Below are 16,122 nucleotides of genomic sequence, written 5' to 3' on the forward strand. Positions count from 1 at the left end.
GCGGAGGTTTGCTCGTTAAAGGAAGAGCGGTGCACCAGATGTTCTGGCAAACATGGCTCAATGGAACTAAGTGAGAAAGAATAGCCGCCAGAAAGACGAGCAGGGCAGCGCGACTGAATGAAGTCCTGCGTAGCGGAGCGCGCTAAGAGAAGCGCAAGATACAGGACATCCCGGCAATGGCGACGATGACGCGCGATCTACAGCGCCTGCGCCAGCTTCTGATGATATTCTTCGCCGTAGGCATGACTGAAGGCTTCGGCCTGCGTCTTGGCGTTTTCGTAGAAGGCGATCATGCTTCCGCTGCCCATGCGCAGCAGGGAATCAAAGCTGGGCGGCGCGAGAAAGGGAAGCAGCGCCATCTTCACCAGCCACCAGCGCAGCCGCAGGCGGACCACAAACGCGGACATGCGGCATTGCAGGCAGGCGTCGCGGAGCGAAAACAACGTCTCCTGGGCTTGGGTATCCAGCGCTTCCCAGTTCACGCGGCGCTCGTATCTGGTCCAGCCCTGAAAGATCAAGGCATTCACCGTGAGGATATTGCAGTAATGGATTGCCAGATGGATGCGCTTCCACTGCACGTGCTTGAACTCATCCGCGGGCAAGGCGTCGCGGAAGCGCTGTTCGGCTTCGGGATGAAAGGCCCCGTATAGCGCGTCCATCTCAATCTTTTGCAGGAACAGGGGGACGTCGTTGGCGGAAGGCTCGGAAAGCCGCATCGCTTTGCGGAAAATGACGACAGCCGCAGCCAGCAACAGCGCGAGAACGAGTAGGGCAACGATCATCTGTCTTTTATCCTTCCTCCGCTTGTCTTTACCCCGTTAGCTTTACCCCGTTATCTTTTATCCTTACCCCGTTATCTTTTCCCCGCAATCCACTTCAGGGCTTTCATGTACTGCCGCACCGTCGCCACGCCGCCCTCCGGGTCCGTAAAGTTCGCCCACCGGTTCTTAGGTTCGGCTGGAAGATAGCAACTCGCGATCCAGACAACGACGGCCACTATGTATGCCACTGCTGGGCCGTACTTTGCCAATAGATCAAACTTTGTTCCAAAAATAGAACGCGCCCAGAAGGCCACCACCGATCCCAGCGCGGAAACCGCGAACCCGGTTACAACGCCGTAGGGGTAGGTCAGCCAGCTTTCGCCCAGCAGCAGCCAGGCAGAAACCAGAAACATCAAGAACAGTCCGCCCACCACGCAGTTTACGACCGTCCCAAAGGAGTAGATCACCACGCCCAGTGGCGACGTCTGCACCGGGGGATGCAGCAGGGCGTTTCCGATAAAGACAACGCTCAGCATAAGCACTGTCGCCGGGAAGACCATCCTGAACCACCACCAATCGCGAAAGTCCTGGATGAAAACGTCGTGGAAAGCTTCGTGCAGGGCCAGGAGGGCCAAGACAGAGTGGAGAGCCTCGGTGATCCAATAGACTCTGAACAGCAGCTGAAAACTGCCGCTCACAGATATGCCGGCCGTCGTGGCCAGGACCGAAAACGCAATATAGGCCCAGAAGAAGGGGTATTTCCTGCAAAGCCTGCGCCGTACAAGGAGAACGGCAAGGCCAACGAGCAAGATATCTCCCGTAAGACTCACGAATAAGTCAAATCGCCCCATACTTGTGAGTGGCCAGCTTAAACCAGCCACTCACAAGCAACAACTTACTTTGCAGGGCCAAGGGCTGGGGGCGGTAGAGGCACCGGAATCGGGCTGCCCGTTAAAACCGGAGCTGGGGCCGGCGGGATTGGCATTGGAAGGGGGCTGCCCACCAAGATCGGATCCGAGGGTGGCTTAATAGGTGCCGGAACCGGGCTGCCTGCCAAAGCAGGAATCGAGCCCCAGGCCACCAGTAACAGCGTAACTGCGAGAATACGAACGACTTGTTTCATGTTTTGCTCCTTTTGTGTGATGTGGGGAATGACCACGAGTTTGAGGAGAGGATAAGCCCTTTCTCATGTTGGAAGTGGACGATGTGGCAGGACCACGGTTTCTGAAAACACCAGCCGACAGGTGATTCTGTTTGATAAAATCAAGAGTTTTTCCCTGGGAATCTTACGGAGAGCTGGTCTGTCCCATGAGACCTGCGAAGGCACGAAGGCCTGTTCTTGACTTGGCTACCTCCGGGTAGCATGATTCGGGTATCTCTAAGACGGTTTTTCCGGTTTTCAGAAAGCGATGACGCCACGTATCTCCAAAGGCGGCAAAGGAAGCGGCAAGAGTCGCAAGCTGGAGCCTCGTCGCCGGGGCCCAAGCGACATTGCGCCCACCATTCCCAAGAGCTACACCCTGCCGTTTCCGGTGATCCTGGAGATTCGCCGCGTGGCCAAGGAATACGGTTCTCAGGGCCGGGCCTTGCAGGTGGCCTCGGAAATCCTGGTGCGCATGAAGAAGCGGCCGCCGGTGGCGCCGCCCGATCCCGATCTGCTCATGCGCATGACCTACAAGCTGACGCCGCGCACCGCCCGCCTCATTGATCAACTGGCCCGCACCCAATACGAAGACGCCGGGCAAGCCATCTCGGCGTGCATGAAGACGCTCAAGCTCAAGAAAATTGATTGACGCCTGTTGAGCGCGGCCCCGGACGCACTCCCTTAGAAAAACGAGCAGGGCAGAAGTGGCTCATTCCTTCTGCCCTTATTGCTTTAACCAAGCAGGCTTACTCCAAACTTGGGTTGTCTGAAACTACGTTGCTTGAATCGGCATCATCGCCAGCTTGTGCGCTCTTGCCCGGGCGACGGCCTGCGGGATGTAGCTGCAGCAGGGATCTTCCGCGAAGAGGTCTCCCGTCACGGCGTAGGCCCGCGCGCGCGACCCGCCGCAGATTTCCTTGAATTCGCACTCGTGGCATTTGCCGTGCAAGTTGGCGGTGTTGCGCAGAGACACCAGCAGCTCTGACTTCTGGTAGATCTCCGTGAGACTTTGCGTGCGCACGCTGCCGGCGCTGATGGGCAGGAACCCGCTGGGATAAACCTCGCCGACGTGCGAGACAAAAACAAACCCTTTGCCGTCGTTGATAGGCAGCAGTCCGGGAATGCCTTGTACCGCGTCGGCGGTCAGCTCCTGGACGGCGCTGGACTTCTTGGCGCTGCGCTGCTGCAGAACGAAGCGGCGGTAGTGTTGCGCTTCCGTGGTTTTCACGCGGAAGGGCATCTCCTGGGAAAACTTGTAAAGCTTGGCGAAGGTAGCTTCAAATTCTTCCGCCGTCGGAAGATCGTTGGTCTGGCCGCGGCCGGTGGGCACCAGGAAGAACAGGCTCCACAAAACCAATTTGAAATTCTTCACCAGCTCCGCCATGTTGTCCAGGTCGTGCAGGTTGCGGTTGTGCAAGCTGGTGTTGATCTGTATGGGCAGACCCACTTCATTGGCCCACTGGATGGCTTGCAGGGTGCGGGCGTAAGAGCCGGCGACGCCACGGAACGTGTCATGCAGTTCGGGGACGGAGCCGTCCAGGCTCACCGCCAGCCGGACCAGCCCGGCCTTCTTCAACTCAGCGATGGCATGCTTGGTCAACAACGGAGTGGCGCTGGGCGTCATGGCGGGATGCAGGTTGAGGTCTGCGGCATAACGGACCAGATCGAAGATGTCCGCGCGCTTCAGCGGATCGCCGCCGGTAAAGATAAAGATGGGCGGCCGCAGGTCGGCAACGTCGCGAATCAGCTTCTCGGCTTCCGTCGTGGTCAATTCCAGGGGATGCCGTTTCGGCTGCGCGCATGCCCGGCAATGGCAACAAGAGAGATCACAGGCCTGGGTGGCTTCCCAGATCACGATAAGAGGGCATTTATTCAGATCAAAATTAGCATTCATGGTCCGCTCGTCCTCAAAAAGCTAGTGTCACAGCAAACAATCTTAAGGCCTGGGCCACACGGCGCATGTGACCATCATCACAGCTGTTGCGCGTCCTCGACCTAAGACACGTCCTGCGGGCGAAATCAGCAGCCTAACTGGTTTTCGTGCCGGCCCGTGACCCGCGTCACAGCTAGCATTTGCAGTTTCACCCATGATGGTTGGTTGCAAGTTAGGAAGACTTGGAGGAAGCCGAAAGGCTGCCTCCCGCGGCTTGGACCGGACTGAAAGGCGCTTCTTCCGGGATTTCATCGCCCTCAACTGCGAACAAGACCGTTTCGGTTGGGGTCCGGTCGGGCCGCGTCAAGAACTGCAACGAAGATCCAATCTGTGAAAGAACGAGGCTGATAAACGATGAACGCAATCTTCCGGAAAATTCTGGCTTTCGGCGCCGCATGCGCCGTGGCTGCGATGCTGACTACTACCGCCTTCGCGCAGGCCGGCGACCTGTACAAGACCAAATGTGCTTCCTGCCACGGAGCCGACGGCAAGGCTACTGCCATCGGACAGAAGATGGGGGCCAAGGACTTTAGCGATCCAGACGTCGCCAAGAATAGTGACGCCACTTGGACCGAGATCACCAAGAACGGCAAGAACAAAATGCCGAAATACGACGGTAAGCTGACCGACGATCAGATCAAAGACCTGGTCAAGTTTGCCCGTGGCTTGACCAAAGGCAAGTAGTCCCGAAGAAAGCAGACCGGAGAAAAATGAACGGGATTAGAGCTTGGTTGTTGTTCGTCTTGGCAGCCTGCGCGGCCCAAAGTCATGGCGCCGGCGTGGCGCCAGCGGCGGGGCGGGGAGTCGCAACCCTGATAGCCCTCAGTGCCCCCGCTCCCGCCGGACTCTTCCCCAGCGCCGATCCCGCTCCCAGTCCCGCTCCCAACAGCGACCTCTGTATTTCCTGCCATAGTGATGTCGCCGACAAAATCAAAAAGCAGGTGCACGGCTCCGTCGCGTGCCAGAGCTGCCACCTGAAACATGAGGAGTATCCGCATCCGGAAGGCGTGCCCAAACCGGCGTGCGCTACTTGCCACTCGAATATGGCCAAGGACTACGCGCGTAGCGCGCATGCCCAGGCGATCAAGGCCGGCAACGCGGCCGCGCCGGACTGCTCGGTCTGCCACGGCAAGGCGCACGAACTGGAAAGCACCAAGACGCCGCAGTTTCGCAACAGCGTTCCCCAACTCTGCGGGGCGTGCCACGCCGATATCGCTGAAGAATATGGCGACAGCGTCCACGGCCGTGCCGTGCACAAAGGCATTGTGCAAGCGCCGGTGTGCACGGACTGCCACGGCGAGCACTCGATCCTGCCGCCCAAGGATGCGGCATCGTCGGTCAACGCCAACCACGTTCGCGACACTTGCGGGGGATGCCACAACAGCGTAGCGCTGTCCCGGCGCTTTGGCCTGCCCAGCGACCGCATCATCAGTTTTGACGCTTCTTACCACGGCCTGGCGTCCAAGTCCGGCGCGCAGATTGTGGCCAATTGCGCCAGTTGCCACGGCGTGCACAACATCCGCGCGTCGTCGGACCCCAAGTCCACGATTTATCCCGCCAACCTGGCCAAGACCTGCGGCAAATGCCATGAGGGTGCAGGAAATCGCTTTGCGCTGGGGACCATCCATACGGTGAACGGACATGAAGAGCGCGCGGCCTTGCGCTGGGTGCGTTGGTTTTACCTGCTGGTGATTCCGCTGACCATCGGGTTCATGTTCCTACACAACTTCGGCGACTGGCTGCGCAAACTCCGGCGTCTGCGCTTTAACGGCAACGCGGCGGAAGCCGGCGCTGTTATCCCGCAAGACGCGCCGCTGCGCACCTTGCCCTTCGAGCGCATTGAACACGCCACGCTGGCGATTTCTTTCATCGTATTGGCTTGGACCGGTTTTGCCCTGAAGTTTCCCGACCAGTGGTGGGCGCGTCCCGCGCTGCTTTGGGAGAACTCGCATTCGGCCCGCGGCATTGTTCATCGCTCTGCGTCGGTGGTGTTCATGTCCGCGGCGCTGGCGCACTTGTTGTCTCTGATCTTCAGCAAGCCCCTGCGCGATCACTGGCGTTCGCTCTGGCCCAAAGCCAGCGACCTGCGCGAAGCCGCGGCGAACTTTACCTACAACGTTGGTCTAAGCAGCCGCGTCCCCGCGCGCGCGCCGCATAGTTACGTGGAGAAAGCGGAGTACTGGGCGCTGGTATGGGGCTCGGCGATCATGGTGGTCACCGGCGTCATGCTTTGGGCCAATGACCTCATGCTTCGCTGGCTGCCCAAAGTGGTCCTGGATGCCGCCACGTCCATCCATTTTTACGAAGCGGTGCTGGCGTCGCTGGCCATTGTGGTGTGGCATTTCTATTTTGTCATCTTTGATCCCGACGTCTATCCCATGGACTCTGCTTGGCTGACCGGCAAGTCTCCGCGCAAGGAGCCTGCGGGTGATTAGGCCGAACATCGCCGAGGAGCAACCGGTCAATCCGCGCTTGCGGCCGGGAACCTTGGTGTACGCGGCGTTGTTCATCGCCAGCCTGGCATTCTTGCTGGTGGCGACGGCGCGCGCCGCCGGCGACGACGACACCTGCCTGGCGTGCCACAGCGACAAGACCATGACCACCCAGCACGGCAAGCAGACTGTGTCCATTTACGTGGATGGCAAGCGCTTTGCCGCGTCGGTCCATGCCGCGTTGTCCTGCACCGGCTGCCACGCTGATCTGGAAGGCAAGGACATTCCTCATCCCCCGCCGGCAAAAGTGAATTGCGGCGCCTGCCACGCGGATGAGAAGGCCAAACATGACAAATCTCTGCACGGCAAGGCGCTGGCCCGCGGCGATCCGCTGGCGCCACGTTGCATGAGCTGCCATGGCAACCACGATATTGTTCCGGTAAAAGACCCGCGCTCGCCGGTGGCCCCGCTGAAGATCCCGTTTACCTGCGGCAAGTGCCACCAGGAAGGCACGCCGGTCTCAAAGACGCGCAACATTCCCGAGCACGACATTCTGGAAAACTATTCTGAGAGCATCCACGGGCAAGGGCTGTTGAAGCGCGGCCTTACCGTGGCGCCCAACTGCGCGTCGTGCCACACGGCGCACAGCATTTTGCCGCACACGGACCCGGAGTCGTCCATTTCGCGCAAGAACATCGCCGCCACCTGCACCAAGTGCCACGGGCAGATTGAAGCGGTGCACCGCAAAACGATTCGCGGCGAGTTATGGGAGAAGCAAGCCAACGTACTACCGGCTTGCATCGATTGCCACGCGCCGCACAAGATCCGCCGGGTGTTTTACGCGCAAGGCGCGGCGGATGCCGATTGCCTGCGCTGCCACAGCGACGAACGCCTCAAGGCCGGCGACGGCCGTTTGCTGTTCGTCAAAGAGAGCGAGCACGCCAGTTCGCGCCACGCCAAGGTGGCCTGCAGCCAATGCCACTCAGACGTGAACGCATCGCGCGAGCGGCCGTGCGAGACCATAAAGAAGAAAGTGGATTGCACCGCCTGCCACGCCGAGGTCGGCCAGCAGTATCAGCGCAGCGTGCACGGACAGAAGTTCGCCAAGGCGGACCGCAACGCGCCCACCTGCGTCGTCTGCCACGGAACGCACCATGTTCTCGGCAAGCGCGACACCGAATCCGCCACGTTTCCCACCAACGTCCCGAAGCTTTGCGCGAGCTGCCATCGCGAAGGGCAGAAGGCGGCCGTGGCCTACAAAGGCCAGCAGCACGAGATCATCGGACACTACACGGAGAGCATTCACGGCAAAGGCCTGCTCAAGAGTGGCCTCACCGTCACCGCCACCTGCACCAGTTGCCACACGGCGCATCGCGAACTGCCGGCGTCGGATCCGGAATCCACCGTGAATCCCAAGAACGTGCCCACCACCTGCGGCGTGTGCCATCACGGGATTCAGGAACAGTTTGTGGACAGCGTCCATTCAGCATCGGTGACGCACACCGGTAAGCAGCTTCCGGTCTGCAGCGACTGCCATACCGCGCACACCATCCAGCGCGCCGACCAGGACCAGTTCAGGCTGGAGATCATGAACCGGTGCGGGCGCTGCCATGAAGCCATTGCCGCCACGTATTTTGATACCTACCACGGCAAAGTCTCGCGCCTGGGCTACACCAACACGGCCAAATGCTTTGACTGCCACGGATCGCACGATATCCGCCGGGTAAGTGATCCGCAGTCGCACCTGAGCCGGGCCAACGTTCTGGCGACTTGCCAGAAGTGCCACACCGGCGCCACGCGGCGATTTGCCGGCTATCTGACTCACGCCACGCACCACGATCCTAAGAAGTATCCGTTCCTGTTCTGGACGTTCTGGGGCATGACGGCGTTGCTGGTCGGCACGTTCGCCATCAGCGGCCTTCATACATTGATGTGGTTGCCACGCGCCTTCCAGATGCGCCGCGAACTGGTGGCTGAACAGGCTGCCCTGGAATTGAAAAACGGGTCCAACGGCGATGCAACCAAGCCCTCCGGCGATTCTGCTTCCGGCGAGGACCACTGATGCCTGTACCCACGAAAGAACCCGAACTCCAGCTCCCGCCGGTGCAGGAACATGTGCCGGTTACGTCGCCCAGGCCGCAGAAGCTGGAGTTTGTCCGCTTCCGGCCGCTGCATCGCGCGCTACATGCCTCTATGGTGGTCAGCTTTATCACTCTGGCGCTGACCGGAATGTCTTTGAAGTTCTCTTACACCGGTTGGGCCTCCAAACTCTCGCATCTGCTGGGAGGCTTTCAGACCGCCGGGGTCATTCACCGCGTGGCCGCTTTCGTGATGTTCACTGCGTTCGTCGTGCACATCTCTGACCTCATCCGCCTGAAGCGGGAGGAATATGGCTCGTGGCGGAAGCTATTGTTTGGGCCGGACACCATGCTGTTTAACCGCCAGGATTTCCGCGAGTTCATCGCCACCATGAAATGGTTTGTCGGCGCCGGGAAGCGTCCGCGCTACGGCCGCTGGACCTACTGGGAGAAATTCGACTACTTCGCGGTGTTCTGGGGCATCTTTGTCATCGGGGCCACGGGCTTGACGTTGTGGTTCCCCATCTTCTTCACACGCTTCCTGCCGGGCTGGGTCATCAACGTGGCCACCATCATCCACAGCGACGAAGCGCTGCTGGCCACGGGATTTATTTTCACCATCCACTTCTTCAACACGCACCTGCGGCCGGAAAAATTTCCCATGGACACCACGGTCTTTACCGGCCACATGCCGCTGGCGGAGTTGAAGCGCGACAAGCCGCGCGAATACGAACAACTGGTGGCCAGCGGCCAACTGCAGCGGCACTTGGCGGAGCCGCACCCGCCCATCGTGGTGAAAGTGATTCGCGTGTTTGCCTGGATCGCGCTGTGGACGGGCTTCGGCATCGTGGTCTGGATCATTTACGCCATGATTTTCGCCTACCGCTAAGCTTTGCAAACTAAGAGTGCTTTCATTGCAGCGCCGACTTCCAGCGTTTTTGTGATTTTGGTCACAGCGGTCTAGACTGGTTCGTTTCATAATGAACGTTTTGCCGCAGCCGCAAAAACAGGAGACTCGGCCTTATGAACAAACTGCGCGACTGGGTTAAATCGGTCGTTTATCTTTCGAACAATTATGTAAGTCTTATCGGCGTAATTCTGGTTACCGCCTCCACGGTGCTGTGGATAGGTTTTCTGCCCATCACCATGCGCGGGGGGACCATGCACCCGTACTTCGGGATCGCCGTGTTTCTGTTGCTGCCCGCCGTGTTCATCTTCGGTTTGCTGCTGATCCCTATCGGCATCTGGTGGAACCGCAGAAGCCGTCTGGCCAAGGGCCTGATGCCGCCGGAGTTTCCGCCGCTGGACGCCAAGAACCCGGAACTGCGGAAGCTGGTGGGCTTCATTGCCGTCACCACCGTGTTGAATGTGATTCTGGCCAGCCAGTTCGCTTACAGCGCCGTCAATTACATGGACAGCGTTACCTTTTGCGGCCAGACCTGCCACACCGTGATGCAGCCGGAGTTTACGGCGCACCAGCGTTCGCCCCACTCGCGGGTGGAGTGCGTGAGCTGCCACATTGGGCCGGGCGCGTCGTGGTTTGTGCGCAGCAAACTCTCCGGCGCCGGCCAGGTCTTTGCCGTGGTGTTCAACACCTACCCGCGGCCGATACCAGCGCCTGTCCGCAACTTGCGTCCCGCGCGCGAAACGTGTGAGACCTGCCACTGGCCGCAGAAGTTTGACGAAGACCGCCTGCGCGACCTCCCCACCTACGCTGACGACGAACAGAACACGCTCACCCACACCGTGCTCATGCTGCATCTGGGTGGAGGGGCGAATCGCATCGGGATCCACGGACGGCATCTGGGCGAAGGCGTGACTGTCCGCTATTACGCTACGGACGACAAGCGCGAGACCATTCCCTGGGTGGAATACACCGCCGGCGGGACCACCAGCGTGTACGCGGCCGCAGGCGCCAAGCTGGACTCCACCAAGATCCGGGTGATGGACTGCATTGACTGCCACAACCGGCCTACCCACATCTACGAATTGCCGGAACGCGCCATGGACAACGCGCTGACCGATAAACGAGTTTCCGCGGCGCTGCCGTTCGCCAAGAAGCAGGGCGTCGCGCTGCTGAAGCAGGCCTACGCCGGCCGCGATGAGGCGTCAGCGCAAATCTCCAAGGCTTTTGAGGACTACTACAAGACCAACTATCCGCAGATCTACGCCCAGCGTGGCGACGAAGTGAAACGTTCCGGCGCCGCGGTGGCCGCCATCTATCTGGGCAACGTCTTCCCCGACATGAAAGTTTCCTGGGGCACGTACGCCAACAACCTGGGCCATACCGACTCCACAGGCTGCTTCCGCTGCCATGATGAGTCGCACTCGACCACCGACGGTAAGACGATTACGCAGGATTGCAGCGCGTGCCACAACCTGCTGGTCTCCGGCGAGAAGACGCCGAAGATCCTGGTGGATTTAGGTTTGGAGAAGGAAGCGCCGGCGGAGAAGAAAGACGAGAAGAAGGAAGGGAAGAAGAAGAAGTAGTGCCTATCTTCAGGGGAGGAAGGCGCTCTCGTTCCCACGCTTCGCCAAAAGCGGCGAAAGCGTGGACCACCCGACAGATTCCAGCCCTCCCGTGCTGACACTGTCCTTTTTCGCGCTGGCGTTAGCGAATAAAATACGGTATGATGATCTGATTTGCAAATCGCGAACCGAGAGTCCGGGTCTTTGACAACTGAATTAAGAAGCAGTCAGCAGTTAGCGCTCAGCATTCAGCACGGGAACGGGTGTTTTCCAGAATAGAGCTAACTATTTGCTGGGCTGCGGGTTAGGGGTGAATTTTACTACTCAATAAACAGTTGGGTGACCGTTGGGTCGAATGCGATAAGTTGTTTGTTTGCAACGTAGGCCTTAGGGGAGGGGTGGGGGGTGGGATTACCGATCCGACAATAGCAGAATGGTTACTCCCTCCGTCAATTCATCCTTGGAGACGGTGGTCGGCGGAGCAGATCCCTCACCCGCTATGGCTCGCCTGCGGTTCGCCGCAGGGGATTCGGGATGACACATGGTTTTTCAATTGTGGTTTTCGTGATGCAGAGAGTGAGACGTAGCGGTCGCTACGTCTCTACGTTGAGATTGTCGTGGGTGCGGGGAAGGAGACGTAGCGGCTACGTTGCTACGCAGAGGTCATCGGGTTGTTGCCGCGGTCATCGACGGTAGAGGATCTTTCTTCAGCATCTCGTAAGCCACCGGCAGGGTCACATCGTCAGGGACGCGGCGGAAATCGCTCTGGAGTTGGTGCTGCTTCACGCTGATGTTCTTGAAGATCACGGCGTAGCCGGTCATGTTCACGTCCAGCGACACAATTTCCCAATGCCCCGGCGCCACTTGCTTCTGGACAACTTTGAACGTTCCGCCTTTTTTCAGACGGCCCAGCAAGCCCCAGCCAAAGGTCACGTCTTCCGTCAGCGTGCCGTCAATGCGCGCCAGGCGGGCGCCGGCGCGGTCAATCCACAGCGTGCCGGTCATGGAGTGGAAGACCTGCAGGTCGCGGGTGGGCGGGTCATAGCGCGGGTTGGGAGTGAAGCGGAGCCGCACCAGGCCGTCCTCGGCGCCGTCATATTTGAAATCGAAGGCGTCGGGGATGGCTTTCATCATCCGCTTGGCCTTGTCGTCATCGTCTTTCAGGCGCTTGTTATGTTTGGCGCGGTCTTCGGGGTCATTCATCAGGCGCTGCAGGCGGGCTTCGTCGTCGGCGATCTGCGCAGGGGTAAGCGGCTGCCCGTTGATGAGCAAAGTGCGGGCGAGCTGGCCATCCTTGGTCTCAATGACGTCGCGGTCGTATACGATGCGGTCGGATTCGCGATGAAAACGGTAGCGCCAGAGACTATGGTCGGCGGCGCGGACGTCAAGATCATGCTGGATCACCTGGCGAACGTACTGGTCCGGATCCTGGGGAAGTCCGGGCGAAGGCGCCGACTGCGACTGGGCGTGGTTCGCGGCGGACTGCGGCGTCTGTGGCCAGGCCGTCCCGGCCAGGGCGGCAGCCACGCATAGCCACACCGCTACCCGAATTAGATTTCTGCTGGCCATAAATGCTTGCTTTTCGCTACTGCATTAGACGCCGCTCCGGGGCCGCCAGTTGCATTTTAAGCCACTTCCGGAGCTGGAGGCAGTCCAGAGTCACGGAAGCCGAGTACCGGACGGCGGCCCGCAACGGCTCACCAAGGCTATCGGCAGAGCTATTACTCAAATGTACATATGTGGCTTGGTTCCGGGGAGTTACCAGGGGTAGGCATCGGCCGAAATACAGGAAGAGAGCAATTGACGAAGTCGCCCCGGAGGATTACTGTACGGTAACCCGTTTACTCATGTGACATAGAAGCAAGGCTCCAGCCAGGCACAACCGGGGCAAGGAGCCACCCTGCGGAGCAACCCTTGAGTAACTAACAGTCCAGCGATCAAGAACGCTAAACTAGCGGGAAATACTGAATTGTCCATGGTTGACGGGGAGTGGTTGCGCTGGATTCTCCCGTTTGTTCGGGTCGAATCGAGCCATGATGTTGGGAAAAAAGATGTTGGGAAAAAATCTGAATGCCGTACGGCCAGCTTGCGTACCGGACGGCGCTGCTGCAGGAGCTTAAACAAGCTCAGCTTGGGAGACGGGTACTGGAGCGGCTTGGAGCGCAAGCGACAACAGCATTGAGAAGTGATTCAGCCGTACGGCCGGCTTGCGTGCTGGACGGCGCTGCTACAGGAGCTGAAACAAGCTCAGGGTAGGAGACGGGTGCTGGAGCGGTTTGGAGCGCAAGCGACATCAAATAACGAACCAAGGATGGGAAGTCCTATGTGGAAAGCTAGACCCGAAGAGAACAACCCCCTCAACACGAATCCGCAGCAGCCCTTGCATTCGGCCGCAGCGTCTCCTGTCGCCGCCACCGCGACAACGTCCAACATGAACACCCCTAAAGACACCCAGAAAGCCGCCGCCTCTTATTCAGACCGTGCGGACGTGGGTCACATCGGAAAATCCGTGGTCATCCGCGGCGAACTGACCGGCAATGAAGACCTCTATCTGGATGGGGAAATCGAAGGCAACATCGATCTCCGCGACCACAAGCTGGTGATCGGGCCTAACGGCAAGATCAAGGCCACCATCACGGCCCGGGACATCGTCCTGCACGGGCGGGTGGAAGGCAACATCTCGGCAACCGAGCGCGTGGAGCTCAAAAAGTCCTGCTCGCTGGTGGGCGACGTCAGCACCCAGCGCATTGTGATTGAAGATGGCGCCTACTTTAAGGGTGCAATTGACATCAAGGAAAACAAGGAAAACCGCTCGGATTCCCGCAAACCCGTGGTTTCCAGTTCCTCTGGTGTGAGCGTAGGTGCTGCCCCCGCGTACAGCGCCAGCTCGTCCTAAAGGACACTTCGAAGCGTTCCTTTAGGGTTAGTTTTCAGGACAAAAATAGGGTAAGATTGGGGGTGCATGAGCTCCCCCAATCTTAGCTTAATGCGCTGGTTCCGAACTCCAGAGCCATCGGCCACCAGACCTGCCGCTCCTGCCAGGAATGGTTCGTGGACTAGCCGCCGGTCTATCGGCCTGGGCGAATTTCTGCGTACTCTGAGCCCGGATGCCAAGCAGAAGCTCTGCGTCCTGGATTTGGGGCCTACTTCTCCCGCCAACATTGCCTTTCTTACCGACCGTGAAATGCGGGTCTATAACGAAGATCTCATGCGCGAAGTGCGCCAGCCGGAATATCTGGTCCGCGCTGACGACGGCAGCGAGCAGCTGGATTTGGACAAGTTTTTCGCGGAGAACGTCTGCTATCCCGATAACCACTTTGACGCCATCTTATGCTGGGACGCTCCCGACTACCTGCCGGAGAGCCTGGTCAAGCCGCTCGTAGGCCGAATCCACCGCATGTTGAAGCCTGGGGGCGTTCTGCTGGCTTTCTTTCACACGCGCGATACCGGGCCGGAGTCGCCCTACTACCGCTATGACATCGCCCAGGCGGACACGCTGCAACTGCAGTCGCGCAGCAACTCGCGCCTGCAGCGGGTCTTCAACAACCGCCACATTGAAAACCTGTTCAAGGATTTTGCTTCCAAGACCTTCTACCTGGGTCGCGATAACCTGCGCGAAGTTGTTGTCGTCCGCTAGGGCCTTAAAACGCGGTAGATTTTACTCAGTTTCATTTTCCTGCACTTGCCTCCAGCATGCCGAGAAGTGGTACGTCCATGCCCAACATGGCGGATTCCGCGCTGCTGCGGCGACGCTCCTCCCGGGGGATTAAGTGCGTGAAACCGGGCATTTTCAGTTTTGTCCTTGCAAAATCAATCACTTAGTTTTCCTCTGCAAAAAATCATAGGCATTGGCGTTCTTTGGGAAGACTGATTGCACTCGTGTATTGGTGCGTGCCACTGAAAGGATCGCAAGGAAAAAGACCCCCAGGGGACAGAAAACGAGGTAGGTCAAATCAATGGCAAGCAGTTTCCAGGGAACGTTGGACAATACCAGAGTCGTAGCGCCGCCAGCGGAGAGACACGCCGCTGCTTACAGTGACACCTACAAGAAATACTGCCACCGGATCTATTCGCTGGCTTTCTGGATGACGGACAACGAGCTGGTTGCCGAGCAACTGACAGCCAATACTTTTCTGCGCGCCTGCGCCGGGACGTTGCGGCCTGGAACCGAACAGATTGACCAGGCATTCTTGGCGGAAGTCCGTGAGTTGATGCCGATTGGCACGCTCACGCTGAACTGCGCGGCCACTCCCGGGAACGGCGCCTTGTGCGCCAACATGAAACGCGTTCATCTGGAGCGCTCCGTAACGCAACTGCCGGCCACCGAACGCCTGATTTTCCTGCTGCATGACGCGGAAGGATACGAGCACCAGAAGATCGCGCGCCTGCTGGGCGTCAGCGAAAAGGAATCAAGATTTGGGCTGCACCAGGCCCGCGTGCAGCTACGCGAACTGGTGATCCGAATGTTATAAGCGTTTGCTGGTCTCCTTTCTCTCCATTGGCCTCTCGAACGAGGGGCCAAATTTTTTCGCGATGTACGCGGTTCAAGAAGAGGAAAGAACGGAGCGGCCAGCGATGAAGGTTTTCGCTTGTGGGCTACTGCGCGCGCAGTCGCATCGTGTGTTGTTTAAGATTCTTGTAAAAAGCGATGCACCAAGCGCACGCGAATGTTTAGATGTGTTTATTTATGTTAATTTCGCGGATGGGTTGCAACTTTTCTGGAGATTTTACGTCTATCGTAATAACAACATAATACGCAGTACCCCCACGTGGGCGTCGCCCCTATACCGGCGCCCACATTCTTTTTCTGGCGGCGAATTCTAGCCCCGAAACTCACAGAAAGCAATTTTCGTCTTCGGCCCAGATCGCTAGCCATTCTGACGGGTGGCGCATTCTGGCGCGTGGTGGAACCTGCGCTTTATAATCGTCTACGAAAGAAAGTCGTGTTTGCCCTGGCGAGCGCGGCGCAAGAAACTATCAACCGCAAGAAACGAGAACCCTTTGGAGGCATAAGCCATGGATTGGAAGAAGGCGCTGATGTACGGTTCCTTTGCCGCAGGTGCGGTCCTGTTTCTCAGCGGACGCAAACCCGCGGGCCTGGCTGCGGCGGGCATCGGGCTGGCGACCCTGGCTTCTCAGCATCCGGAAAAGCTGGAAGAGCTTTGGCGGCGCATGCCTGAATACCTGGATAAAGGCTCGGAGTTCGTGGACATGGCCGCCGATTTCCTGGAGCGCATGGGCGAACAGGCTGAACAGGCAGGCCGGCAAATTGCGCACGGAAAATTCTAGGAGCGATTCACCGGCT

15 protein-coding genes are annotated in these 16,122 nt (G+C 58.9%); 10 read left to right on the plus strand and 5 right to left on the minus strand.

From position 1 onward, the window contains the following. Positions 1-197 precede the first annotated feature (197 nt). Together LAO20_11245 and LAO20_11250 are read right to left on the minus strand one after the other, a co-directional pair. Positions 198-782: a hypothetical protein gene (locus tag LAO20_11245; protein ID MBZ5531996.1), complete on the minus strand. Its 585-nt coding sequence runs from the start codon at positions 780-782 to the stop codon at positions 198-200. A gap of 71 nt (positions 783-853) precedes the next feature. Beyond that, complete coding sequence (locus tag LAO20_11250; GenBank protein ID MBZ5531997.1) at positions 854-1,459, minus strand: hypothetical protein; 606 nt, start codon at positions 1,457-1,459, stop codon at positions 854-856. 711 nt (positions 1,460-2,170) lie between these two features. Here LAO20_11250 and LAO20_11255 point away from each other — a divergent pair. Next, the gene (locus LAO20_11255) at positions 2,171-2,554 is read left to right on the plus strand and encodes a hypothetical protein (GenBank protein MBZ5531998.1); all 384 of its coding nucleotides are present in this window, start codon (positions 2,171-2,173) and stop codon (positions 2,552-2,554) included. Between the two features lie 123 nt (positions 2,555-2,677). Here LAO20_11255 and LAO20_11260 read toward each other — a convergent pair whose 3' ends face one another. Then, positions 2,678-3,799, minus strand: a complete 1,122-nt coding sequence (locus LAO20_11260; GenBank protein MBZ5531999.1) for a TIGR04053 family radical SAM/SPASM domain-containing protein — start codon at positions 3,797-3,799, stop codon at positions 2,678-2,680. Positions 3,800-4,249: 450 nt separating this feature from the next. Between LAO20_11260 and LAO20_11265 the strand changes: the two genes are divergently transcribed. The 5 genes from LAO20_11265 to LAO20_11285 all read left to right on the plus strand — a co-directional run bounded on the left by LAO20_11265 (position 4,250) and on the right by LAO20_11285 (position 10,838). Continuing rightward, positions 4,250-4,522, plus strand: coding sequence for a cytochrome c (locus LAO20_11265; protein ID MBZ5532000.1), 273 nt, complete (start codon positions 4,250-4,252; stop codon positions 4,520-4,522). Positions 4,523-4,548: 26 nt separating this feature from the next. Further along, positions 4,549-6,273, plus strand: coding sequence for a cytochrome b/b6 domain-containing protein (locus tag LAO20_11270; GenBank protein MBZ5532001.1), 1,725 nt, complete (start codon positions 4,549-4,551; stop codon positions 6,271-6,273). Then, the gene (locus LAO20_11275; GenBank protein MBZ5532002.1) at positions 6,266-8,332 is read left to right on the plus strand and encodes a hypothetical protein; all 2,067 of its coding nucleotides are present in this window, start codon (positions 6,266-6,268) and stop codon (positions 8,330-8,332) included. The genes LAO20_11270 and LAO20_11275 overlap by 8 nt, the downstream gene beginning before the upstream one ends. Continuing rightward, on the plus strand, positions 8,332-9,237 hold the full coding sequence (locus LAO20_11280) for a cytochrome b/b6 domain-containing protein (protein ID MBZ5532003.1): 906 nt from the start codon (positions 8,332-8,334) through the stop codon (positions 9,235-9,237). Before LAO20_11275 ends, LAO20_11280 begins: the two co-directional genes overlap by 1 nt. A gap of 134 nt (positions 9,238-9,371) precedes the next feature. Next, positions 9,372-10,838 (plus strand): NapC/NirT family cytochrome c, encoded by a 1,467-nt coding sequence (locus tag LAO20_11285; protein MBZ5532004.1) that lies wholly within the window; start codon positions 9,372-9,374, stop codon positions 10,836-10,838. A 642-nt stretch (positions 10,839-11,480) separates the two neighbouring features. On the opposite strand, the gene LAO20_11290 is transcribed toward LAO20_11285, so the two are convergent. Then, positions 11,481-12,386, minus strand: a complete 906-nt coding sequence (locus LAO20_11290; protein ID MBZ5532005.1) for a hypothetical protein — start codon at positions 12,384-12,386, stop codon at positions 11,481-11,483. Between the two features lie 754 nt (positions 12,387-13,140). Here LAO20_11290 and LAO20_11295 point away from each other — a divergent pair. Both LAO20_11295 and LAO20_11300 read left to right on the plus strand, forming a co-directional pair. After that, a complete protein-coding gene (locus tag LAO20_11295; protein ID MBZ5532006.1) occupies positions 13,141-13,713 on the plus strand; it encodes a polymer-forming cytoskeletal protein in 573 nt (190 codons plus the stop codon). A 66-nt stretch (positions 13,714-13,779) separates the two neighbouring features. Then, positions 13,780-14,454, plus strand: coding sequence for a class I SAM-dependent methyltransferase (locus LAO20_11300; protein MBZ5532007.1), 675 nt, complete (start codon positions 13,780-13,782; stop codon positions 14,452-14,454). Positions 14,455-14,485: 31 nt separating this feature from the next. On the opposite strand, the gene LAO20_11305 is transcribed toward LAO20_11300, so the two are convergent. Further along, positions 14,486-14,635 (minus strand): hypothetical protein, encoded by a 150-nt coding sequence (locus tag LAO20_11305; protein ID MBZ5532008.1) that lies wholly within the window; start codon positions 14,633-14,635, stop codon positions 14,486-14,488. Positions 14,636-14,773: 138 nt separating this feature from the next. Between LAO20_11305 and LAO20_11310 the strand changes: the two genes are divergently transcribed. Both LAO20_11310 and LAO20_11315 read left to right on the plus strand, forming a co-directional pair. Continuing rightward, positions 14,774-15,289, plus strand: a complete 516-nt coding sequence (locus tag LAO20_11310; GenBank protein MBZ5532009.1) for a hypothetical protein — start codon at positions 14,774-14,776, stop codon at positions 15,287-15,289. A gap of 544 nt (positions 15,290-15,833) precedes the next feature. Continuing rightward, positions 15,834-16,106: a hypothetical protein gene (locus LAO20_11315; GenBank protein ID MBZ5532010.1), complete on the plus strand. Its 273-nt coding sequence runs from the start codon at positions 15,834-15,836 to the stop codon at positions 16,104-16,106. Positions 16,107-16,122: the final 16 nt, after the last annotated feature.

The sequence above is a fragment of the Terriglobia bacterium genome (genome assembly GCA_020072815.1).
Classification (GTDB): Bacteria; Acidobacteriota; Terriglobia; order Terriglobales; family Acidobacteriaceae; genus Angelobacter.

What these genes read in the sequence shown, in the direction of transcription:
- LAO20_11245 (MBZ5531996.1), bottom strand. Translation starts at nt 782, where the DNA reads ATGATCGTTGCCCTACTCGTTCTCGCGCTGTTGCTGGCTGCGGCTGTC.
- LAO20_11255 (MBZ5531998.1), top strand. Translation starts at nt 2,171, where the DNA reads ATGACGCCACGTATCTCCAAAGGCGGCAAAGGAAGCGGCAAGAGTCGC.
- LAO20_11260 (MBZ5531999.1), bottom strand. Translation starts at nt 3,799, where the DNA reads ATGAATGCTAATTTTGATCTGAATAAATGCCCTCTTATCGTGATCTGG.
- LAO20_11265 (MBZ5532000.1), top strand. Translation starts at nt 4,250, where the DNA reads ATGCTGACTACTACCGCCTTCGCGCAGGCCGGCGACCTGTACAAGACC.
- LAO20_11270 (MBZ5532001.1), top strand. Translation starts at nt 4,549, where the DNA reads ATGAACGGGATTAGAGCTTGGTTGTTGTTCGTCTTGGCAGCCTGCGCG.
- LAO20_11280 (MBZ5532003.1), top strand. Translation starts at nt 8,332, where the DNA reads ATGCCTGTACCCACGAAAGAACCCGAACTCCAGCTCCCGCCGGTGCAG.
- LAO20_11285 (MBZ5532004.1), top strand. Translation starts at nt 9,372, where the DNA reads ATGAACAAACTGCGCGACTGGGTTAAATCGGTCGTTTATCTTTCGAAC.
- LAO20_11290 (MBZ5532005.1), bottom strand. Translation starts at nt 12,386, where the DNA reads ATGGCCAGCAGAAATCTAATTCGGGTAGCGGTGTGGCTATGCGTGGCT.
- LAO20_11295 (MBZ5532006.1), top strand. Translation starts at nt 13,141, where the DNA reads ATGTGGAAAGCTAGACCCGAAGAGAACAACCCCCTCAACACGAATCCG.
- LAO20_11300 (MBZ5532007.1), top strand. Translation starts at nt 13,780, where the DNA reads ATGAGCTCCCCCAATCTTAGCTTAATGCGCTGGTTCCGAACTCCAGAG.
- LAO20_11310 (MBZ5532009.1), top strand. Translation starts at nt 14,774, where the DNA reads ATGGCAAGCAGTTTCCAGGGAACGTTGGACAATACCAGAGTCGTAGCG.
- LAO20_11315 (MBZ5532010.1), top strand. Translation starts at nt 15,834, where the DNA reads ATGGATTGGAAGAAGGCGCTGATGTACGGTTCCTTTGCCGCAGGTGCG.